The 20817-nt window shown below is 73.2% G+C and carries 21 protein-coding genes; 6 read left to right on the forward strand and 15 right to left on the reverse strand.

The window, feature by feature from the left end; genetic code table 11:
- The first annotated feature begins 39 nt into the window (after positions 1 to 39).
- Positions 40 to 1068: a methyltransferase gene (locus ACH4ZX_RS01460; protein ID WP_398265679.1), complete on the forward strand. Its 1029-nt coding sequence runs from the start codon at positions 40 to 42 to the stop codon at positions 1066 to 1068.
- An 82-nt stretch (positions 1069 to 1150) separates the two neighbouring features.
- Here the strand turns inward: ACH4ZX_RS01460 and ACH4ZX_RS01465 are convergent, their stop codons facing one another.
- From ACH4ZX_RS01465 to ACH4ZX_RS01510, 10 genes are all read right to left on the reverse strand, one after another.
- Positions 1151 to 1483 carry a TcmI family type II polyketide cyclase gene (locus ACH4ZX_RS01465; RefSeq protein WP_398265682.1) on the reverse strand — a complete coding sequence of 111 codons (333 nt, stop codon included), beginning with the start codon at positions 1481 to 1483 and terminating at the stop codon, positions 1151 to 1153.
- Between the two features lie 19 nt (positions 1484 to 1502).
- Positions 1503 to 1982, reverse strand: coding sequence for an SRPBCC family protein (locus ACH4ZX_RS01470; protein WP_398265685.1), 480 nt, complete (start codon positions 1980 to 1982; stop codon positions 1503 to 1505).
- A gap of 1 nt (position 1983) precedes the next feature.
- Positions 1984 to 2241 carry an acyl carrier protein gene (locus tag ACH4ZX_RS01475; RefSeq protein WP_360754922.1) on the reverse strand — a complete coding sequence of 86 codons (258 nt, stop codon included), beginning with the start codon at positions 2239 to 2241 and terminating at the stop codon, positions 1984 to 1986.
- Between the two features lie 29 nt (positions 2242 to 2270).
- Entirely contained in the window at positions 2271 to 3524 is a 1254-nt protein-coding gene (locus ACH4ZX_RS01480) for a ketosynthase chain-length factor (RefSeq protein WP_398265688.1), read from the reverse strand.
- Entirely contained in the window at positions 3521 to 4789 is a 1269-nt protein-coding gene (locus ACH4ZX_RS01485) for a beta-ketoacyl-[acyl-carrier-protein] synthase family protein (protein WP_360754916.1), read from the reverse strand. Before ACH4ZX_RS01485 ends, ACH4ZX_RS01480 begins: the two co-directional genes overlap by 4 nt.
- Complete coding sequence (locus tag ACH4ZX_RS01490) at positions 4786 to 5223, reverse strand: cupin domain-containing protein (protein ID WP_398265692.1); 438 nt, start codon at positions 5221 to 5223, stop codon at positions 4786 to 4788. The genes ACH4ZX_RS01485 and ACH4ZX_RS01490 overlap by 4 nt, the downstream gene beginning before the upstream one ends.
- A 68-nt stretch (positions 5224 to 5291) precedes the next feature.
- Positions 5292 to 6413: a SchA/CurD-like domain-containing protein gene (locus tag ACH4ZX_RS01495; protein WP_398265695.1), complete on the reverse strand. Its 1122-nt coding sequence runs from the start codon at positions 6411 to 6413 to the stop codon at positions 5292 to 5294.
- Positions 6414 to 6551: 138 nt separating this feature from the next.
- Complete coding sequence (locus tag ACH4ZX_RS01500; protein ID WP_398265698.1) at positions 6552 to 7289, reverse strand: class F sortase; 738 nt, start codon at positions 7287 to 7289, stop codon at positions 6552 to 6554.
- A 115-nt stretch (positions 7290 to 7404) separates the two neighbouring features.
- Entirely contained in the window at positions 7405 to 8040 is a 636-nt protein-coding gene (locus ACH4ZX_RS01505; protein ID WP_398265701.1) for a hypothetical protein, read from the reverse strand.
- Between the two features lie 150 nt (positions 8041 to 8190).
- Positions 8191 to 9876 carry an FAD-dependent oxidoreductase gene (locus ACH4ZX_RS01510; protein ID WP_398265704.1) on the reverse strand — a complete coding sequence of 562 codons (1686 nt, stop codon included), beginning with the start codon at positions 9874 to 9876 and terminating at the stop codon, positions 8191 to 8193.
- Positions 9877 to 10233: 357 nt separating this feature from the next.
- Here ACH4ZX_RS01510 and ACH4ZX_RS01515 point away from each other — a divergent pair, with 357 nt between their 5' ends.
- Complete coding sequence (locus ACH4ZX_RS01515; protein ID WP_398266659.1) at positions 10234 to 11853, forward strand: cellulase family glycosylhydrolase; 1620 nt, start codon at positions 10234 to 10236, stop codon at positions 11851 to 11853.
- Positions 11854 to 11869: 16 nt separating this feature from the next.
- Here ACH4ZX_RS01515 and ACH4ZX_RS01520 read toward each other — a convergent pair whose 3' ends face one another.
- On the reverse strand, positions 11870 to 13696 hold the full coding sequence (locus ACH4ZX_RS01520; protein ID WP_398265707.1) for a protein kinase: 1827 nt from the start codon (positions 13694 to 13696) through the stop codon (positions 11870 to 11872).
- 165 nt (positions 13697 to 13861) lie between these two features.
- Here ACH4ZX_RS01520 and ACH4ZX_RS01525 point away from each other — a divergent pair, with 165 nt between their 5' ends.
- Genes ACH4ZX_RS01525 through ACH4ZX_RS01535 form a run of 3 tightly spaced genes read left to right on the forward strand, consistent with a single transcriptional unit; the run spans position 13862 to position 16679 of the window.
- On the forward strand, positions 13862 to 14977 hold the full coding sequence (locus ACH4ZX_RS01525; RefSeq protein ID WP_398265710.1) for a Gfo/Idh/MocA family protein: 1116 nt from the start codon (positions 13862 to 13864) through the stop codon (positions 14975 to 14977).
- Positions 14974 to 15900 carry a PmoA family protein gene (locus ACH4ZX_RS01530; protein WP_398265713.1) on the forward strand — a complete coding sequence of 309 codons (927 nt, stop codon included), beginning with the start codon at positions 14974 to 14976 and terminating at the stop codon, positions 15898 to 15900. The genes ACH4ZX_RS01525 and ACH4ZX_RS01530 overlap by 4 nt, the downstream gene beginning before the upstream one ends.
- Positions 15894 to 16679, forward strand: a complete 786-nt coding sequence (locus tag ACH4ZX_RS01535) for a cupin (RefSeq protein ID WP_398265716.1) — start codon at positions 15894 to 15896, stop codon at positions 16677 to 16679. The genes ACH4ZX_RS01530 and ACH4ZX_RS01535 overlap by 7 nt, the downstream gene beginning before the upstream one ends.
- Here ACH4ZX_RS01535 and ACH4ZX_RS01540 read toward each other — a convergent pair.
- The 3 genes from ACH4ZX_RS01540 to ACH4ZX_RS01550 form a co-directional block, all read right to left on the reverse strand.
- Positions 16669 to 17475: an SAM-dependent methyltransferase gene (locus tag ACH4ZX_RS01540; RefSeq protein WP_398265719.1), complete on the reverse strand. Its 807-nt coding sequence runs from the start codon at positions 17473 to 17475 to the stop codon at positions 16669 to 16671. The two genes, ACH4ZX_RS01535 and ACH4ZX_RS01540, sit on opposite strands and share 11 nt — an antisense overlap.
- 82 nt (positions 17476 to 17557) lie before the next feature.
- Positions 17558 to 17809: a DUF397 domain-containing protein gene (locus ACH4ZX_RS01545; protein ID WP_398265722.1), complete on the reverse strand. Its 252-nt coding sequence runs from the start codon at positions 17807 to 17809 to the stop codon at positions 17558 to 17560.
- A complete protein-coding gene (locus tag ACH4ZX_RS01550; RefSeq protein WP_398265725.1) occupies positions 17806 to 18684 on the reverse strand; it encodes a helix-turn-helix domain-containing protein in 879 nt (292 codons plus the stop codon). The genes ACH4ZX_RS01545 and ACH4ZX_RS01550 overlap by 4 nt, the downstream gene beginning before the upstream one ends.
- A gap of 269 nt (positions 18685 to 18953) precedes the next feature.
- Here ACH4ZX_RS01550 and ACH4ZX_RS01555 point away from each other — a divergent pair, with 269 nt between their 5' ends.
- Positions 18954 to 19394: an ATP-binding protein gene (locus ACH4ZX_RS01555; protein ID WP_360754879.1), complete on the forward strand. Its 441-nt coding sequence runs from the start codon at positions 18954 to 18956 to the stop codon at positions 19392 to 19394.
- Positions 19395 to 19418: 24 nt separating this feature from the next.
- Here ACH4ZX_RS01555 and ACH4ZX_RS01560 read toward each other — a convergent pair whose 3' ends face one another.
- The gene (locus ACH4ZX_RS01560) at positions 19419 to 20672 is read right to left on the reverse strand and encodes a PP2C family protein-serine/threonine phosphatase (RefSeq protein ID WP_398265729.1); all 1254 of its coding nucleotides are present in this window, start codon (positions 20670 to 20672) and stop codon (positions 19419 to 19421) included.
- Positions 20673 to 20817: the final 145 nt, after the last annotated feature.

Below are 20817 nucleotides of genomic sequence, written 5' to 3' on the forward strand. Positions count from 1 at the left end.
GCGGCCGGCCGTGGACCACCCAAGGAAGAAAGGCGGCACATGACGACCGAACAGACCGCACCACCGCCGTCCATGCGGCTCAGGGAGCTCGCATTCGGGGCGGCGTGCGCCGCCGCCCTGCGCGCGGCGGCCCGGCTCGGCGTGGCCGACGCCCTCGGCGACGGCCCCACGAGCGTGGAGGACCTGGCGGCCGCGGTGAAGGCCGAACCCCGGCCGTTGCGACGGCTGTTGCGCGCCCTGTCCTGCTACGGCGTCTTCGCCGAGCGGCAGGACGGGACGTTCGAGCACACGGAGATGTCCCGGCTGCTGCGGGAGAACGACCCGCACAGCCTGCGCTACATCTCGCTGTGGTGCACCGAACCGTGGACCTGGGACGCCTGGCCCAAGCTGGACGAGGCGGTGCGCACCGGCCGCAACGTCGTGGAGGACCTGTACGGCAAGGAGTTCTTCGTCTACCTCAACGAGGACGCCCCCGAGTCGGCCGAGGTCTTCAACCGCGCCATGACGACGTCCAGCATGCAGTCCGCCCAGGAGGTCGCCGCGGTCCTCGACCTGTCGGGGAGCACCTCGGTCGTGGACATCGGCGGCGGCCAGGGCCATGTCGTGGCGAGCCTGCTCGACAAGTACCCCTCGATGCACGGCACCCTGCTCGACCTGCCGCAGGTGGTGGAGAGGGCCGATCCGCGGCTGCGCGGCTCGGGAGACCTCGCCGGCCGGGTGAACATCGTCCCCGGCGACTGCCGTGAGGCCGTCCCCGTCCGGGCCGACGTGTACATCATCAAGAACATCCTGGAGTGGGACGACGACAGCACCGCCCGCACCCTGCGCAACGTCATCGAGACGGGCGGCCCCGGCACCCGGGTCGTCGTCATCGAGAACCTGGTGGACGACACCCCCTCGATGCGGTTCAGCACCGGCATGGACCTGCTGCTGCTCCTCAACGTCGGTGGGGCCAAGCACACCACCGAGAGCATGGCCGGCCGGCTGACCGACGCGGGCCTCGTCATCGACGACATCCGCCCGGTCAACCCCTACCTGCACGCGTTCGACTGCCACGTCCCCGCCTGACCGGGCAGACCCGACCGCACAGACCACCGGCCGCCGGGTCCGCAGCGCCACGGACCCGGCGGCCGGTCGTGCGGGGCCGGGGTCACCGGACCGAGTCGCGCTCCCAGAGGTAGAAGCGGCGCGCCATGGCGTCCTCCGGCTTGCGCCAGGTCGCCGGGTCGTAGGCGGAGACGTGCGCCTGGAGCCGCTCGCTGAGGTCCCGGAACTCGGGGTGACCGGCCACCTCGGCGATGACGGGCCGCGGGTCGTGCTCGGTCTCGATGATGTGCAGGTACACGTCGTTGAACTGGAAGAGGCTGCGCCGGGAGACGCCGACCAGGTGCGGCAGTTCCCCCCGGTCGGACTCCTCGAACAGCTTGGCGATGTCCGGGGCCGAGCCCGGCTTCATCCGGGCGACGATCACTGTCTGGTGCATGGGGCTGTCTCCGTTCGGTTCAGTGGTCCAGGCCCGGCGCGGCCCCGCGCTCGGCGGCGGTCTTCTCGATGCGGTCCCGGATCAACGCCATCTGCACCTGCGAGTTGCGGTTGATGTTGTCCGTCATCCAGGCGTCGTCGACGGGCGCGTCCGGCTTCATCTCGAAGTCCTGCGTCCACACCATCCGCACGCCCCCGGGCATCTCCTCGTACTCCCAGAGGATGTTCATGTAGGAGAAGGGGCCGGTCTCGACCCGGCGGGCGCGCACGGTCAGCGACTCGCGGTCCGGCTCCCGCTCCGAGACCCAGCTCCACACGGTGCCGTTCTCGTCCGGGTGCATGGTCAGCCGGAACCGGGTCCGGTCGCCGTCCCGGGACAGGATCTCCACGGAGGCGTACTCGCTGAACAGCCGGGGCCAGCTCTCCAGGTCGTTGGTCATCTCCCACACCAGGTCCAGCGGTGCGGCGATGACGATCTCGTTCTGCGTGTGTCCGGCCATGTCAGGCTCCTGCCACGAGGGCGCTGTTGACGAGGTCGAGGAACTCCCGGGGCGTCTTGCAGCGCTCCGCGTCGGGGGGCAGTGGCGCGCCGTAACGGTTCTCCAGCTCGCCCACGACGCCCAGCAGTCCGAGCGAGTCGATGCCGATGGCGTCGAACCCGGTGTCGTAGCGCTGCTGCAGTTCCTCCGGAGCGACGGTGACGCCGGCGGCCTTCTTCATCAGCTCGGCCAGCTCCTCCACCGTGATGCGGTCACTCATGTGGTTGTTCTCCTTGGCTTGTCGGTGCCTCACTGGGAGGCGTCGGCGGCGCCGCGCCGCAGCACGAGCGCCGAGTTCGACCCCATCAGTCCCCGGCTCAGGACCAGCGCCGTGCGCAACTCGGCGGGACGGGCCCGCCCGGTCACGAGGTCGAGGTCGTGGCAGACGTCGAAGACGTTCGGGGTGGGCGGGATCAGGCCGTGCTCCATCGCGAGCACCGCCGCGGCGGTGTCCAGCACCGGCGCCGCGCAGTAACTGCGGCCGATGCCGGTCTTGGGCGCGGTCACGGGCACCCGGGTGCCGTGCGCCCCGAGCGCGTCCGCGATCGCCAGGGCCTCGGCCCGGTCGGCCTCCGGCACGCCGAGCGCGTCGGCGAAGACGACGTCGATCTCCTCCGGGACGCAGCCGGCCTCGGCCAGCGCGCCGCGGACGGCGTGGGCGAGCCCCTGCCGGGACTCCTCCCAGCGGGAGGAACCGGTGAACGTCGCCGCGTGCCCCGCGATCAGCGCCCGCACGGACGCCCCCCGGCCGCGGGCCGCGTCCTCGTCCTCCACGACGAGCATGGCGCCGCCCTCGGCGGGCACGAAACCGCAGGCTCCCGCGGTGAACGGACGGTAGGCCCGCTCCGGGTCCTCCGCGGTGCTCAGCTCCGGATAGCCGAGCTGACACACGATCGAGCACGGGGCCAACGGCGCCTCGGTCGAACCGACGACGACCGTGTCGGTGCCGTTGCGCACCACCCGTGCCGCGTGCGCCAGCGCGTCCAGGCCGCCGGCCTCGTCGGCGGCCACCACCGAGCACGGTCCCCGGAAACCGTTGCGGATGGAGATCTGGCCGGTGCTGGCGGCGTAGAACCAGGCGATGGACTGGTACGGGCCGACGAACTTGCTGCCCTTCCCCCACAGCGCCTGCAGCTCGCGCTGCCCGAACTCGCCGCCGCCGGAGCCCGCCGCGGTGACCACCCCGACGGAGAACGACGCCTCGCCCGCCTCCGCCGGGCCGAGGCCGGCGTCGTCCAGCGCGCGGTCGGCCGCGGCCATCGCGAAGTGCGTGAACCGGTCGGTCTGGACGAGGAAGCGCTCCTCGACCGCCGAGGACGCCTCGAAGCCCCGGATCTCGCCGGCCACCCGCAGCGGCAGGTGCGTGCAGCCCTCGCGGCTGACGCGGTCCAGGACGCTCAGGCCCTCCTGGGTGGCCTTCCAGAAGGTTCCGGTGCTGGTTCCGTTCGGCGCCATCACACCGATGCCGGTGACGGCGGCGCGCCGTGGTCGCGGTTGGCTCATCGTGCCCTCTCCCTCGGCCGGGTCAGGACCACCGCCGACTGGAATCCGCCGAACCCGCTGCCCACGGACAGGACGCTGTCCAGCTTCCGCTCACGGGCGACGCGGGGGACGTAGTCCAGGTCGCACTCCGGGTCCGGCGTCTCGTAGTTCGCGGTGGGCGGCACCACCTGGTGGGCCAGGGCCAGCACGCAGGCGACGACCTCGATGGCGCCGATCGCGCCGAGGGAGTGGCCCACCATGGACTTGATGGAGCTCATGGGCGTGTCGTAGGCGTGCTGTCCCAGGGCCCGTTTCACCGCCGCGGTCTCGTGCCGGTCGTTCTGCTGGGTGCCCGACCCGTGGGCGTTGACGTAGTCGATCGCCGTGGGGCCGAGCCGGGCGTGGTCCAGGGCCGTCTCGATCGCCCGGGCCATCTCCACGCCCTCCCGGGTCAGACCGGTCATGTGGTAGGCGTTGCCGAAGCTGGCGTAGCCGCCGACTTCGCAGTAGACCGGCGCGCCGCGGGCCAGGGCGTGCTCCAGCTCCTCCAGGACCAGGACGGCGCCGCCCTCGCCCATGACGAAGCCGTCCCGGTCGGCGTCGAAGGGACGCGAGGCGTGGGCGGCGTCGTCGTTGTTCGGGGAGGTGGCCTTGATCGCGTCGAAGCAGGCCATCGTGATCGGGGAGATCGGGGAGTCCGAGGCGCCGGCCAGACAGACGTCGGCCCGGCCCTCCTCGATCGTGTGGAACGCGTAGCCGACCGCGTCCAGGCCCGAGGTGCAGCCCGTGGAGACGGTCTGCACCGGACCGTGCGCCCCGAACCGCTCGGCCACCGCCGAGGCGAGGGTGCTGGGCGAGAACGCGCGGTGCAGGTGCGGTTCGGCCCGGTGGTGGTCCGCGTCCCACCGCTGTCCGCGGTGCGAGACCAGGACGTAGTCGTGCTCCAGCCTGGTGGTGCCGCCGACCGCCGTGCCCAGTGACACCCCGACCCGCCAGGGGTTCTCCCGTTCGAGGTCGAGGCCCGCGTCCAGCACCGCCTCCCGGCCCGCCACCAGGGCGAACTGGATGTACCGGTCGCTGCGCGCGATCTCCTCCGGGCCGAGCCCGTGGGCCGCCGGGTCGAAGTCGCACTCGGCGGCGATGCGCGAACGCAGGCCGGCCGGGTCGAAGAACGTGATGCCCCGGGTCGCGGTGCGACCGTGGGACAGCAGGTCCCAGAACGCCGGCACGCCGATACCGCCGGGTGCGACGACGCCTATGCCGGTGACCGCCACGCGCCTGCTCATGACGGGACCTGGCGTCGCTCGGACTTCCGGCCCTCCGCCGCGACGGCCGCGGGCTTCTCCGTGTCCACGTGACCGAGGTCCGGACGCGGCGCCAGCGGGCCGAGGTGGAAGACGACACGGGCCTCCACGTCGCCGACGTTGCGGAAGCGGTGCCGCATGTGGGCCGGGATCATGAGTCCCTGCTCGGCCCGCAGCGGCTGGGGCTCGCCGTCCAGGTCCACCTCCAGCCGCCCGCACACGACGTAGATGAACTCCTCGGAGTACGGGTGGTAGTGCTCGGCGACGCTGTCCCCGGGCTGCACGATGGCCACTCCCATGAAACCGCTGGTGGAGCCGACCGTGGTGGGGGTGAGCATGGCGCGCAGGTCGCCGCCGCGCCGGGTGTTGGGCTCGACGTCGCCGAGATTCACGATTCTTGGGCGGGGTTTGGTCACGACGTTGCTCCGATCATGTGCTGTTTCGACAGGTGGCCGTGGCTGCCGCGATCCCTGGGCCGGACGGTTCAGGCCTCGGCGGAGCGGCGGTCGGTGACGAGCTGCATGCGGGCGAGCTTCAGCAGGCGCGTGAGGTCGCCGTCGCCGGGCAGCGCCGTCAGCTCGGCCAGCGGGCCGGGGTCCGGGATGCCGAGGACCAGTGCGGGGTCGGCGGCGTCGAGCCCGCCGCGCACGTCGATGAGCCGCACCACGACCTGGTCGCGTTCGAAGAGGGTGCTGCGTACCACGGGGCTGCGCGGGTCGTCCGCCACCGCCTCGTCCTGCCGGGCCAGCAGCTCGGCCAGCCGCAGGCCGCAGCCGGGCCGGGCCGGGTAGTACAGCGCGTGCCGCTCCGTCGCCGGGTCCGGCTCTCCCGCCGTCACGTGGTGCACGGCGGGCAGCGCCGCCCGGGTGAAGAAGACCCGCGCGGACTCGGGGTCGTCGAGGTCGCGGTCCTGCTCCAGGTACGGGTTGATGGCCTCCTCGACGGCCCGCACCTCCGGCTGCCGGGCCACGTGACGCAGCGCCGCCATCAGGTCGCCCCGCACCTCGATGGCCCGGAACACGCGGTTGCCGTGCATGAACAGCGAAGTACGGCACAGCCGGGTGGTGTCGTCGACCCGCGCCTCGGGCGGGTCGTAGTCGGACAGGATCGCCGCCACCGCCGCCTCGCTGCCCGGCTTGACGGTGAAGGTCAGCGCGTGCCGGATGAGACCGTCACCGATCCGCGGCGAGGCCTGCAGCCGGCGCTCGCCGGGGTCGGCCTGCGACGGACCACCGGTCTCGCGGACGATGTGGAAGCGCAGCGACCTGGTGTCCCGGACGCAGCTGTGCAGCGGCTCCACCATCCGGACGTGCTCTTCGCTGTTGACCCAGGTGAGAAACGGCGGGGCGCTCTCCCACTCGCTGGTGATCAGCCACTGGGAGGGGTTCTCGACCGACTGGCACAACTGGTCGCTGACGTGTCCGGGTACGGACGCCACCTGGTTGCACAACTGCTCGTAGGCCTCCAGGAACTGCTGCTGGGCTCCGTCGTAGACGTCCACCAGCAGGACGACACGGAGCCTGGAGCCGTCGAACACGGACTGGGAGACCCGGTTCGACATCTGACGTGCCAGTGATTCTGCGGCAGTCGTGGACGTGGTGGTCATGTGCGCAAATCTCCTTCGGGGGCTGTGGGGCGTCGGCCGCGGTGACGCGACGTCAGCGTGCCTCGATCCTGTGCCCGTCCCTGGAAGGCCGCGACTCGGATGAACTATGCGGGTGACCCGCTCCCGGCCCGCCGGGGTTCACACGAGATGGGCGAAGACCACCAGGTTGTCGGTGTAGTCCCGGACCGTGCGGTCGTAGTCGCCCGCGCAGGTGATCAGCCGGACCTGGGCCTGGGGCGTGTCGGCGTAGACGCGCTCGCTGGGGAAGTTGTCCTTGCGGAAGGTCTCCGTGTCGTCGACGACGAAGGTCGCCTTGCGCCCGTCGGCGCGCACGACGGAGAACTGGTCACCCTTCCTCAGTTCACTGAGTCCGGCGAACACGGCCGCGGACGTCGTCGTGTCGACGTGGCCCGCGATGATCGCGGTGCCCGCTTCGCCGGGGGAGGCGCCCTTGGCGTACCAGCCGACGAGGTTGGTGTCGTGTGCGGGCGGGGGTTCGAGCTGACCGGTGGGACCGATGTCGAGGTCCGTGAAGGGGGCGTCGACCGAGATCTTGGGAATCAGCAGGCGCACCGGCCGGGACCGGGGCAGGTGTCTGTCCGCCCCCTGCGCGCCGGACGAGGCCGGCGCGGTCTCCTCCGAAGGGACCTCCGGAGCGGCCTGCGGGACGGCCTGCGAGGAGGCGGCGACCGGCACACGGGGCGCCTCGGACGTCTTCTCCTGACTGCCGAGCAGGCTGACCGCGAGGACCAGGAGGCCGGCGGCGCACAGCATGGTCAGATTCGATGCGGACTTCGGTCCGGGAGCACCGGAGGCACCGGGGGCTCCGGTGGAAGCCGGCTCGTCGTGGGGGGCGGGCGGAGCGGGGGCTGCCATGGAAGAGACCACCTCACTTGGACGCGGCAGCGGGGCGCGAGGGTACGAAAGGGCCGGCCGGGCCGCCACCGGGCACGCGGGTGGCGGCCACGGCGGCTATCGCATCCGGCATGGATCAGGCCAGGCCTGCGGCGCTCTTCTTACGCCGCGCCGCGTACAGACCGGCACCGGCGACCGCCAGGACGGCCAGGCCGCCCGCCGTCACACCCGGGTTGGCGAGGGCGCCGCCACCGGTGTGCATCCCGCCCTTCGGCTTCTTGTACTCGCCGCCCCACGACTTCTCGCCGTCCCAGTCCTTCTCCTTCTTGCCGTAGCCGGAGTCGTCCTTGCCGCCCCAGTCGCCGTTGACCGCGGTCAGCGCGCCGCCACCGGTGTGCATCCCGCCGTGCGGCTTGCCGTAGCCGTCCTCCTTCTTGTCGTAGCCGCCGTCCTCCTTCTTGCCGTCCTCCTTCTTGCCGTAGCCGGAGTCGTCCTTGCCGCCCCAGTCGCCGCTGATCGCGGTCAGCGCGCCGCCACCGGTGTGCATCCCGCCGTGCGGCTTGCCGTACCCGTCCTTGTCGTGCTCCTTCTTGCCGTAGCCGTCCTCCTTCTTGCCGTCCTCCTTCTTGTCGTAGCCGCCGTCGTCCTTGCTGTAGCCGGAGTCCTCGTGGCCGCTGTCACCTCCGTAGGCGTAGGCATAAGCGCCCGGGGCGCCGAGGGCGAGGACGGCCGAGGCCGCCCCGGTGGCCAGGAGCATGCGAGCAGAACGCATCTGATGTTCCTTCCGTCGCGGGCCGGGCAGCTGGTGCTTCGTCAGCTGGAATGACCCGGCCCCGATATGAACCACCGTCAGGCAGTCGGCCGCCGCCCACCACTCGGGGCGCTCAGCCGGGTGACGGCCGGCACGTCTCCGGCTCCGCGTTCACCGGGCCGGCCCAGCGTCCGGGCCGGACCGCGGCAGCGCCAGCAGCGTGGTCAGCACCTCGCGCAGCGCCGCTTCGGCATCCGCCGCCGGACCCGCCGACCGCCAGGCCACGAACCCGTCGGGGCGGACGAGCACGGCGCCCCCGGCCGCCGTGCCGTGGCGCTCCGTCCAGCCCGCGCCGTCCTCGGGCACCAGCTCGGCGTCCGGCCCGGTCCCCACCTGGTAGGAGGCCAGCGGGACGGACAGCCGCCCGGCGAGCCGGAGGGCGGCCTCGTGCCATCCGTTGGGCACGTCGGCGTCGCTGAGCAGGACGAGCGAGCGCTCGTAGAGGTCGAGGGTGGAGATCCGGCGGCCCCGGTGCGCCATCCACAGGTGGGGCGCCCGGCTGCCGGGTTCCCCCGTCAGCTCCAGTCGCTCCGGCACGACCGGGGTCGCGGGGTCGGCGCCGACGACGGCGCCGCGCGGATAGCGGTAGCCGAGGGCGACGTTCAGCAGTCCGCGCTGGGGCCCGCCGCCGGTGCCGGGCGGCGGGGCGAAGCCGGGGTGGCTGTGCTCGGCGGACCGGGCGGCCGCCCGGGCGCTGGTCGCCTCCGCCACCGGACGCCGCTCGGCGTCGTAGGAGTCCAGCAGCCCTTCACCCGCCCAGCCGTCGAGCACCGCGGCCAGCTTCCAGGCGAGGTTGTGCGCGTCCTGGATCCCGGTGTTGGAACCGAAGGCGCCCGTGGGGGACATCTCGTGGGCCGAGTCGCCGGCCAGGAACACGCGTCCGGTCCGGTAGCTGCGGGCCACGCGCTGAGCGGCGTGCCAGGGGGCCCGGCCGGTGATCTCCACGTCGAGGTCCGGGTCGCCGACCGCCCGGCGGATGTGGCCGGCGCAGCGCTCGTCGGTGAACTCCTCCAGCGTCTCGCCGTGTTCGGGGTGCCAGGGGGCGTGGAAGACCCAGTTCTCGCGGTTGTCCACCGGCAGCAGCGCACCGTCGGCGTCCGGACGGGTGAGGTAGCAGACGATGAACCGCCGGTCGCCGACGACCTCGGCGAGGCGGCGGGAGCGGAAGGTGACGCTGACGTTGTGGAACAGGTCGCCCGGTCCGCTGTGGCCGATGCCCAGCTGCTCCCGGACGGGGCTGCGCGGGCCGTCGGCGGCGACGAGGTAGTCGGCGCGGATCGTGGTGTGCTCGCCCGTGCGCCGGCTCTTGACCACCGCGGTGACACCCGCGGAGTCGGCGTCGAACGACATCAGTTCGGTGGAGTAGCGCAGATCGCCGCCGAGCTCCGCGGCGTGGTCGAGCAGGACCGGTTCCAGGTCGTTCTGGCTGCACAGGCACCAGGAGGTCGGGCTGAAGCGGGCCAGCCCGCCGCCCGGGTCGATCTCCCTGAACAGCCATTCGCCCGCCTCGCCGACGAGGGCGGGGGTCTGCAGAATGCCGTGGTTGTCGGCGAGGGTGACCGCGGCCGCGTGGATCGCGGGTTCGACGCCGGCCACCCGGTACAGCTCCATCGTGCGCACGTTGTTGCCCCGACCGCGGGGGTGGATGGAGGTGCCGGCGTGCCGCTCGACGAGCGTGTGCCGCACCCCCAGCCTGCCGAGGAACAACGAGGTCGACAGGCCGACCAGGGAACCGCCGACGATGAGGACCGGGACGCGCTGATCCGCCCCGTCCGCCCGTTCGGCTCTTGCGTTCATCACGTGCCTCCAGCGTGTCGTGTCCGCCGTCCCGGCCGGATACGGCGGGGATCTTCATCAATGCCCCGTGGCGCGGAGGGCGGCTCAGGCTTCACCCGCTTACGTGACACGGGTCCGCCCGGGCCCGGAACCGTCCCGCAGGGTTGACGTGTACTTGGCAAAGATGGCTTCATGGGAGCGCTCCCACGTTCAGCCCCGTTCCCTTCCGACGCCTGGGCCATCCGGCACTCACTCCCTGGAGCCGCAGTGAGAACAGCGAGAACAGCGACCACAGCGACAAAAGCGACCACAGCGAGAACAGCGACAACCACGACCGCACCGAGGAGCACGGCACGAAAGCGCCCTCTGGAGGGTCTGCTGACCGCACTGGCCGGCCTGCTCGGGCTCGTCCTCGTCACCGCGGCCTTCCCCGCCGTCGCGCACGCCGAGCCGCCCGGTGTCCGCGCGGCCGGCCTGCACATCAGCGACGGCCGCCTGGTCGAGGGCAATGGCAACGACTTCGTCATGCGGGGCGTCAACCACGCCCACACCTGGTACCTGGGCCGGACGCGGCAGTCGCTGGCCGACATCAAGGCGCTGGGCGCCAACACGGTGCGCGTCGTCCTGGCCGACGGCCACCGCTGGAGCGCGAACAGCCCCGCGGACGTGGCCGACGTCGTCGCGCAGTGCAAGGCCAACCGCCTCATCTGCGTCCTGGAGGTGCACGACACCACCGGCTACGGTGAGGACAGCGCGGCCGGCACGCTGGACGAGGCCGCGGACTACTGGATCGGCCTGAAGGACGTGCTCGCCGGCCAGGAGGACTACATCGTCGTCAACATCGGCAACGAGCCCTGGGGCAACACCGACCCCGCCGGCTGGACCGCGCCGACCATCGCCGCCGTCAAGAAGCTGCGCGCCGCCGGACTCGCGCACACCCTCATGGTGGACGCGCCCAACTGGGGGCAGGACTGGCAGGGCGTCATGCGCGCCCAGGCCCGGTCGGTCTACGACGCCGACTCCACCGGCAACCTGATCTTCTCGATCCACATGTACAGCGTCTTCGACACCGCCCAGGAGATCACCGACTACCTGAACGCCTTCGTGGACGCCGAACTGCCCATCCTCATCGGCGAGTTCGGCGGCCCCGCCGACCAGTGGGGCGATCCGGACGAGGACACGATGATGGCCACCGCCGAGCAGCTGAACCTCGGCTACCTGGCCTGGTCCTGGAGCGGCAACACCGACCCGATCCTGGATCTGGCGACCGGCTTCGACGCCACCCGGCTCAGTTCCTGGGGCGTGCGCGTCTTCAACGGCGCCGACGGCATCGCGCGGACCGCGAAGGAGGCCACCGTCTACGCCGGACAGAGCTCCGGCGACACCCAGGCGCCGACCGCCCCCGGCACCCCGAGCGCGTCCTCGGCGACGGCCACGTCGGTCACCCTCACCTGGGGTGCCGCCACCGACGACGTCGGCGTCGCCGGCTACGACGTGGTGCGCGTCGGCGGCGACGGCACCGAGACCAGGGTCGCCACCTCCACCACCGGGACCGCCACCGTGACCGGCCTGACCGCCGCCACCGCGTACACCTTCGCCGTCCGCGCCCGCGACGCGGCCGGGAACCGCTCGCCCCGCTCGGCGACGGTGGACGTCACCACGGCCGAGGGCGTCAAGACGTCGTGCTCCGTCGGCTACCGCGTGGTGGGGGAGTGGCCGGGCGGCTTCCAGGGCGAGATCACGATCGGCAACACCGGCGCCACCGCCATCGACGGCTGGACGCTCGGCTTCGCCTTCGCCGACGGCCAGACGATCTCCAACATGTGGGGCGGCACGCCCACCCAGAGCGGCGGCACGGTCAGCGTCGCGGCCGCCTCCTACACCAGCAACGTCCCCGCCGGCGGCAAGGTCACCGTCGGCTTCACCGCCGCCAAGGGCACCGCCAACACGGCCCCGACGGCGTTCACGCTGAACGGCGCCGCCTGCTCCGCCGGCTGACCCGGTCCGCGCGGCGTCACCCGGTGCCGCGCAGGGCGGCCCAGGTCTCGCGTCCCACCTCGCCGTCGGGCCGGAGCCCCTGGTCGCTCTGGAAGCCGCGCACGGCGGACTCCGTACCGGCGCCGAACTCGCCCTCGGCGTCCGAACCCGCCCCGGTGTAGCCGCGTTCGGCCAGCAGGCACTGGACCTCCAGGACCCGCCGGCCGCTGTCCCCCCGGCGGGTGCGGCCGCTGCCGGCGTAGTACGTGCACTCCGAGGGCCCCGGCGCGTTCGCGGACTCCGAGGGCGAGGCGGTGGGCGAGCCGCCCGGCGACGGCGTCCCGGCGGCCGATGTCTCGGCGGCCGGGGCGGCGTTCGTGCGGGTGGCCGCCACCGAGCCCGACGCCCGGGGCCGGCCGGCGTCGCGGGCGAGCGCGGCGCCGTCGGCGCTCTTGCCGGACATGCCCGGCGCGCGGTCCGAGCCGCCGGGCAGCGGCAGCAGGCCGGATCCGCCCGAGCCGCCGCCCGCGCCCGCCGTGGCACGGGTCCAGGGGGCGGTGGCGGTCGCGGGGGCCTGGTGATGGGCGATGACGAAGCCGCCCGCGGCGGCGCAGAGGGCCAGGCCGGCCGCGATGGCCGGCACCGGCTTGCGCCGCGCCCGGGAGCGGGCTTCCGCCGGCGGCGGAGCCGGCGCCTCCGCCGCCCCGGGCCCCGCCTCCGCCGTACCCGCCCGCGAATCCACCGCCCCCGCCCGAGCCTTCGACGGCTCCGAGCGGGCCGGCCGCCCGGCCGGGAGGCGGCGCAGCGCCTCGTACGCCCGCTGCCGGGCCAGCACCCGGCTCTCCAGCGACCCGGGCCACACGGACGACGTGCCGATGTGCTCCTCGGCCGCCTCGATCAGCTCGTGCGGAGCGGGCCGCAGCCCGGGTTCCTTCACCAGGCACACGGACAGCAGCGAGGCGAGGTCCGCGTCGCGGGCGCGGATCTCGTCGAGCAGGTCCTGGTCCGGCTCCTCGAACGCCACCCGGTGCATCACGTCGACACCGGTCCCGTCGCCGAACGGGGCGCGGCCCGTGGCCGCGTAGGCCAGCGTCCCGGCCAGCGAGAACACGTCCGACGCGGTGTCGCAGCGACCGGTCCTCAGGTGCTCCGGCGACATGTAGGCCGGGGTGCCGACCCGGTTGCCGGTGCCGGTGAGCGCGCTGGAGTCCACCGCCTTCGACAGGCCGAAGTCGATCACGTACGCGCCCCAGGGGGAGAGCAGGACGTTGGACGGTTTCAGATCGCGGTGCACGATCTCCGCGGCGGCGAGCGCCGCGAGCGCCTGTCCGACGTCCGCCACGAGCCGCCAGACGGCCGCGGTCTCCAGGGCGCCGCCTTCCCGCACGGCCGCCGCCAGGTCGAGCCCCGGCACGTACTCGGTGGCCATCCACAGCAGCTCGTCCCCGAAGCCCGTGCCGCACAGCCTCGGCGTGTGCGGGGTGCGGACGCGGTGGTGCACCGCCGCCTCGCGCTCGAACCGGAGCCGGAAGCCGGGGTCGTCGGCATATTCGGGCCTGATCACCTTCACCGCGGCCAGGACGGGACTGCCGTCCGCGGGGCGGGCGAGGAAGACCCGCCCCATGCCGCCGCTGCCGAGCAGCGCCAGCGGCACGTACGGACCGATGCCGTCCGGATCGCCGGCGCGCAGGGGAGAGGCGCCGGCCTGCCGCAGCACGGCGACCTCGTCCGCCGCCGGGTCCGGTACCGGCCGCTGTTGTGACACGGGTCCCCCGAAATTCTCTTCGACGTATGTCAGTTCGCTGTCCAGGGAGGGGAAGACGAGGCTAGCCCAGCCGCGGTGCGTGTCGAGGGTTTCTCCCACTTCCGCTGCCGTGCGTAGCGCGGGATGGCTTGTTCCGGCCCCTGAGACGCGGGCTCCGTCACGGTGCGAGGGGTTGTCCTGACAATCTCCCGGCGCCTAGGGTCATCCCGCAGGGCAAGCGCTTTCTGCCTGCCATCGGTCGTCGGCACCCCGAGGAGGACCCGAATGTCCCCACGCCCCGCTCCCCGCCGCGTCGCCGTCGTCGGCACCGGCGCGATCGTCGCCGGCAGCCATCTGCCCGCGCTGCGCGCCCAGGCCGGCCGGGTGGAACTGGTCGCCGCCGTCGACGTGGACCGCGGCAGGCTCGACGCCTTCCGGGAACTCGCCGGGGAGCACGTCGCCGGGTACACGTCGACGAGCGCCATGCTGGACGCCGTACGGCCCGACCTCGTCCTGATCGGCACGCCGCCCTCGCTGCACCGCGAGCAGACGGTGGCCGCGCTGAAGGCGGGCGCGTGGGTGCTGTGCGAGAAGCCGCTGTGCCTGTCGCTGGCCGAGTACGACGAGATCGCGGCGGCCGAGGAGGCGTCGGGGGCGTACGCGTCCGTGATCTTCCAGCACCGTTACGGCTCCGGGGCCGCGCACGCCCGGGAGCTGATCGCGAGCGGGGAGCTGGGCGCCCCCCTGGTGGCCCACTGCCAGACCACCTGGTACCGCGACGCCGCCTACTACGCCGTGCCGTGGCGCGGCACCTGGGCCAGCGAGGGCGGCGGGCCCACGATGGGCCACGGGATCCACCAGTACGACCTGCTGCTGCACCTGCTCGGCCCGTGGGAGGAGGTGCGCGGCATGGCGGCGCGCCTGGTCCACGACACTGAGAGCGAGGACGTCTCCACGGCCCTGGTGCGCTTCGCGAACGGCGCCGTCGCCACGGTCGTCAACAGCGTGCTGTCCCCGCAGGAGGTCAGCCGGATCCGCGTCGACTGCGCGGACGCCACCGTCGAACTCACCCACCTGTACGGGTACCGCAACGAGGACTGGGTCTACACCCCGGCGCCGCACGTCGACGCCGGGCGCGCCGCCGCCTGGCGCACCCCCGCGACGGACGTGCCCAGCTCGCACTCCGCGCAACTGGGCGCCCTGCTGGACGCCTGGGACAGCGGCACCCGGCCGCCGGGCAGCGGCCCCGGCGCCCGCGCCACCCTGGAATTCGCCGCCGCCCTCTACAAGTCGGCCTTCACCGGCCGCCCGGTGCACGCGGGCGAGATCGGCCCCGGCGACCCGTACTACGCGGCGATGCACGGCAACCACCCGCGGTGGGCCCCCGAGGAGCGCGCATGAGCATCCGCGTCAGTCACGTCCACGGCGAGCACATCGCGGTCGCGACGGCCGCGGGCACCGAGATCCTGCGCTACGTCTACCGGCCCGACCCGCAGGCGTACGAGTCGCGCAAGCCCTACGCCCACCCGGTGCGCACCCTCGCCGGGCGCACGGTCACCGGCTACCGCCCCAGCGACCACCGCTGGCACAAGGGCCTGCAGATGACGGCGAGTCACCTGTCCGGGCAGAACTTCTGGGGCGGCAACTCCTACGTCCGCGGCCAGGGCTACCAGGTCCTGCCCGGACGCGTCGGCTCCATGCGGCACGACGGCTTCACCGCCCTCACCGTCGAGGACGGCCGCCTCGCCCTCACCGAGCGGCTCACCTGGGTCGCGCACGGCGGCGAGGAGTGGGCGGGCGAGACCCGCGGGCTGACCGTGCACTCGGTCGACGAGGAGGCCGGCGCCTGGGCGCTGGACTGGTCGATCCGGCTCACCAACGCCCGCGCCGAGCCCCTGGTCTTCGGCTCCCCGACCACCGAGGGCCGCGAAATGGCCGGATACACCGGCCTGCAGTGGCGCGGTCCCCGCGACTTCACCGGCGGCACCGTCTTCGGGCCGGAAGGCGCCGCCGACGCCGGGGCACTGATGGGCACCCGGGGTCCGTGGCTCGCGTACACCGCCGAGCACGACGAGGTCGACGCGCACTCCACGGTCGTCTTCGCCCACGCGCCGGAGAACCTCGACGAGACGACGGCGATCCACCCGTCGCACTGGTTCGTGCGCGCCGAGCCGATCCCCACGGTCGCGTTCTCCTGGGCGTTCTTCGAGACGTTCGAGCTGCCGCCCGGCGCGTCCTTCGCCTACCGCTACCGGGTCGTCGTCGCCGACGGAGCCTGGGACCGCGACCGCGTCGCCGGGCATCTGAAGGGCCTGCCGTGGTGACCCCGGCCGGCCCCGCCCTGCCGCACCCGCTGCCCGGCGCCGTCGGCCTGTCCCACCTCAGCGCCTACGACTGGCCGGCCGCCGACGGCGTGTGCGGCGGCAGCCCGCATCTGCACCTGGTGTGCACGGAGGCGTACGTGGTCACCGGCGGCCGGGGCGCGGTGCAGACCCTGAGCCCCGACGGCTGCCGGGACATCCCGCTGCAGCCCGGGTCCGTCGCCTGGTTCACGCCGGGCACCGTGCACCGCATGGTGCAGCGCGACGGCCTGCGCGTCACGGTCCTGATGCAGAACAGCGGGCTGCCCGAGGCCGGGGACGCCGTCTTCACCTTCCCGCCCGAGGTGCTCGCCGACCCCGAGAGGTACCGGGCCGCGGCGACCCTCCCGCCGGGCACCGGACCCGGCACGGAGGCGGCCGCCCGGCGCCGCCGGGACCTGGCCGTGCGGGGCTACCTGCCGCTGCGGGAGGCCCTCGCCGCCGGCGACGACGGCCCGTTCCGGGAGTTCCAGCGCGCCGCCGCCCGGCTGGTGCGCCGGAACGTCCCGGCCTGGCGCGAGCTGTGGCGGGCCGGCGCCCTGGCCGCCGCCGAACGCACCGGCGCCCAGCTCGACGCGCTGGCCGCCGGCGAGCCGGCGTACCTGGCCGGGGCGACCGCGTACGCGGCGACGCCCACCCGGCTCGGCGGCTACGGCATGTGCGGCCGGCGCGACGAGTACACGCTGCCCGGGGCGACCGTGCCGCGGGGCGGCGAGGACGCCCCCGGCGGCGCTACGGCTTGATGCCCACCCCGGTCCACAGGCTGACCTCGGCGTCCGACGCGGCGGGCTCTCCGTCCGGGCGCCAGCGGTGGCCGACGGCGATGCCCGGTTCGAGCAGTTCCAGTCCGTCGAAGAAGCGGGCCACCGCGTCCTTGGAGCGGAACTGCACCGGCGTGCCGGCGCCGGTGTAGATGTCGGTCACCTTCTGCCAGGTGGCCGGGTCGAAGTCGGGCGTGCAGTGGCTCAGCGCCAGCGCGCTGCCCGACGGGAGCACCGCCAGCAGACGGCTGACGATGCCGTACGGGTCCTGCGCGTCCGTGACGAAGTGCATCAGGGCGTTGAGGGACAGCGCCACGGGCCGGGTGAGGTCCAGGACCTCGGCCAGTTCCGGCGCGTTCAGCAGCGTGTCCGGGTCGTTGACGTCGGCCTCTATGTAGGTGGTGCGGCCCTGCCGCGTGCTGCGCATCAGACGCTCGGCGTACTTCAGGACGAGGGGGTCGTTGTCGGCGTAGACGACGCGTGCCTCCGGGACCACCGACTGCGCCACCTGGTGCAGGTTGGGCTCGGTCGGGATACCGGTGCCGATGTCCAGCCACTGGCGGATGCCGTGCTCCCGGGCGAGCACCCGGGTGGCCCGGTGCATGAAGGCGCGGTTCTCGCGGGCACAGGTGAAGATGCCCGGGTAGGCCGCCGCCACGGTCTCCGCCGCCTTCGAGTCGACGTCGAAGTGGTCCTTGCCGCCGAGGTAGTAGTCGTACATCCGCGCGGAGTGGGGCCTGCTGGTGTCGATGTCCCGCGCGGCGTGCGAGTTGGTCATCCTGTCCCTCTCAATGGTTTTCGTGGGGGTTTCGGGCAGGTCGCGGGCCGGGGCCGGCTCCCGCTCGGGCTCGGTGGGCGGCTCAGCCGGCCGCCAGGTGGTCGGCGAGGCCCCGTTTGACCCCCGCGACGAACGCGGCGATCTCCTCGGGGGTGTAGATCAGCGCCGGACCGGCGGGATCCGTCGACTGCCGCAGGGCCACCCGGCCGTCGGCGAGCTGCTTCGTCTGCACGCACTGGCCCCCGTTCGGGCCGCTCCACGGAGACTCCCAGCCGTGTTCGCCGAGGTCCGACGCGGGCATCCCGTTGTAGACGTCACCGTCGATGGTGGTCATGAGTACTCCTTGCGCATGCGGTTCAGGAGCGCCCTGCTCTCCGCGTCCGAGGTCAGCAGGGACATGCGGTTGTGCGCCTCGAGATGAGCCACCACGTCCGAACGCTGGTCCAGGTACATCGCGCCGGAGAGGATCTCGCTGTAGACGATGTCGGGCAGCTCCGGCTCCTCGAAGCGGAAGTACGTGAACGGCGCGCAGGCGCCGACGTGGGCGCCTGCCGTGAACGGCACGACGTCGATGCTGACGTGCTCCAGCTCCGAGACCTCCAGGAGCCGTTCGATCTGTTCCCGCATGACCTCGGGACCGCCGACCACCCGGTGCAGCACGGCCTCTTCCATCACCACCCACAGCGTGGGCGCGTCGGCTCTGTCCAGCAGGCCGGCGCGGCGCAGCCGCAGGTCCACGCGCCGCTCGAGGTCCTCGTCGCTGTCGTTGGGGAAGCCGCCGCCGAGGACGCCGCGCGCGTACGCGGGGGTCTGCAGCAGGCCCGTGACGTAATGGGGCTCGTAGGTGCGCAGGGTCTTGGCGCCGGTCTCCAGGCTGACGTAGGCGCTGAACCAGGTGGGCAGCACGTCCCGGTACGTGTGCCACCAGCCGGGCTCGTTGGCCCGCTCGGCGAGGGCGACGAACTCGTCGATCTCCTGCCGGTCCGCCCCGTAGGTCTCCAGCAGCTTCTCCACGTAGAGCGGCTTGAGACCGACCTCCGCCTTCTCCAGGCGCCGGATGGTCAGGGTCTTCACCCGCAGCGCCCGCGCCGCGTCCTCCAGCGAGGCGCCGGCGTTCTGCCGCCGCTCCTGCAGCCGTCGGCCGAGGATCATGCGGAGCACGGTGGGTGCGCTGGCGCCGCTGCCCGCACCCGAACGGCCTTCGCTCACGCCCTTACCTCCTGAGGGTCCGTCACCCACCCGAGTCTGACAGGCACTTGATGACGCCGCCAGACCGACACCGGCTGTGTGAAATTATCAGGGAGCCGGTTGCAGCCTGAACTCGGGTGCGAGCATAGTTACTTGTGTGATCCGTGCCGCCAGAACGCGAGCGCTTTTCTGCCAACGATCCATATTCCCAATGGAGTTGGCGTGCTCAGTCGTTCGGTGTACGTCCCCCGCCCCCCGGCTGTGCTCCGCCCCCACGGAAGGCCAACACCGTGTTCTCCCAGACGACCTCGTACTCCCAGCTGTTAGACGTCCCTGACCCGGATCGCGCGCACTGGCTCGAACTGCCCGCGCACCGCTCCAGCGTCCGGGTCGCCCGCCGCTCCATCGGCGCGCGGCTGACCGGCTGGCGGGTGCCCGGGGAGGTGTGCGCGGACGCGGTGCTGCTGCTGTCCGAACTGGCCACCAACGCCGTGCGCCACACGCTCAGCGCGCGGATCCTGTGCGGCATCGGACTGGTCGCCGACGGATGCGTGCGCCTGGAGGTGCACGACCACGACTACACGGGCCGCGACCTGCCCCGGTGCGACCCGGGCCCCGACGACGAGGGCGGACGCGGGCTGCTGCTGGTGGAGCAACTGGCCCAGGCCTGGGGCGTGGACCGCTCGCGGCTCACCGGCGGCAACGCCGTGTGGGCGACCCTGACGGCCTGAGCTCCGGGCGGGACGGCGGTGGGCTCAGTCCCGCGCCGGCGTCAGCCGGGCGAGCAGCACGGTGCGGTCGTCGGCGACAGCCGTGCTGTGCAGCAGCCGCCGGCACAGCGCCGGCAGCGGGTCCGGGCCGCCGGCGTCCGCGTCGGGGTGGTCGGCGGCGGCCTCGTCCAGCGTGCGGGCGAGGCGGGCGATCTCCTGGTCGATGTCGTGTTCGCGGGACTCGACGAGTCCGTCGCTGTAGAGCACGAGCAGGGCCGGTTCCGGCACCTTCAGCACGGTCGCCTCGTAGCCGCCCGTGCCCAGACCGAGGGGCAGGCCGGCCCCGGCGAGCGCCACCGGCGCGGTCCGGCCGTCCGGGCCGCGCAGCAGCGGGGGCGGGTGCCCCGCCCCGACCAGGGTGCAGGTGCCCTGCCGCGGATCCCACTCGGCGTAGATGCAGGTCGCGAAGGACGCGTCCGGGGTGTCGCTGGCGAGCGCGTCCAGCCGCCGTACGAGCTCCACGGCGGGCATGTCCAGTCCCGCCAGGGTACGGACCGCGGTACGCAGCTGGATCATCGCGACCGCGGACTCCGGACCGTGCCCCATGGCGTCCCCGACGATCAGGCTGACCCGGCCGCCCGGCCTGTTGAGCACGTCGAACCAGTCGCCGCCGATGACCGTGCCCTGCCCGGCCGGCAGGCAGCCGTGGGCGATGCGGCAGCCCTCGGCCTCCCGGACGGTGCCGGGAAGCAGACTGTTGCGGATGGCCAGGGCGGTGCGCCGCTCGCGTTCGTAGCGGCGCGCGTTGTCCAGCGCGATGGAGGCCCGCGCGGCCAGCGACTCCACCGCGGCCACCTCCGCGGTCACGAACGGCCCCCGGTCCGGCCCGCGCGTGCAGGCGATGAAGCCGATCGCGGTGTTCCGCAGCCGCAGCGGCACCACCAGGAAGGACGCCGCCTGCAGCAGCATGTCGATCCGGATGTCGCCGGGGCCGGAGGCGGTGAGCCGTTCGGCCGTGTGCGCGTCGACGGAGTCGTGCAGCTGGGCCTGTCCGTCGGCGAGCGCGCGGGTGTACGGCGTCTCGCGGGGGAAGACGATCACTTCGCCGACCGGCAGCACGCCCTCCCACGCCTCCGGCGCGTCCGTGCCCACCCGCAGGGCCAGGCGGCGCGCCTCTATCTGGGGCGGGTCCGCGGTGACGTACGCGGTCTCCTCGCGGCGCCAGCGCTCCAGCAGGTAGACGGAGGCGGCGTCGCAGAAGCCCGGCGCCAGCGCGTGCACGACGTGGCTGCCGGTCATCCGCAGGTCGAGTTCCGAGCCGATGACGTCGGCCGCGGGGGAGAAGGCCGAACGACGGGGAGAGGGCAGTGCGGTGGGGGTGTCCTCGGTGCGGCTGCGCGGTTCGTTCCGCAGGGTCGTGGTGCCTTTCCGGGTGGGGGACCGG

It is taken from the genome of Streptomyces sp. NPDC020490 (assembly GCF_044335305.1).
Lineage (GTDB): Bacteria > Actinomycetota > Actinomycetes > Streptomycetales > Streptomycetaceae > Streptomyces.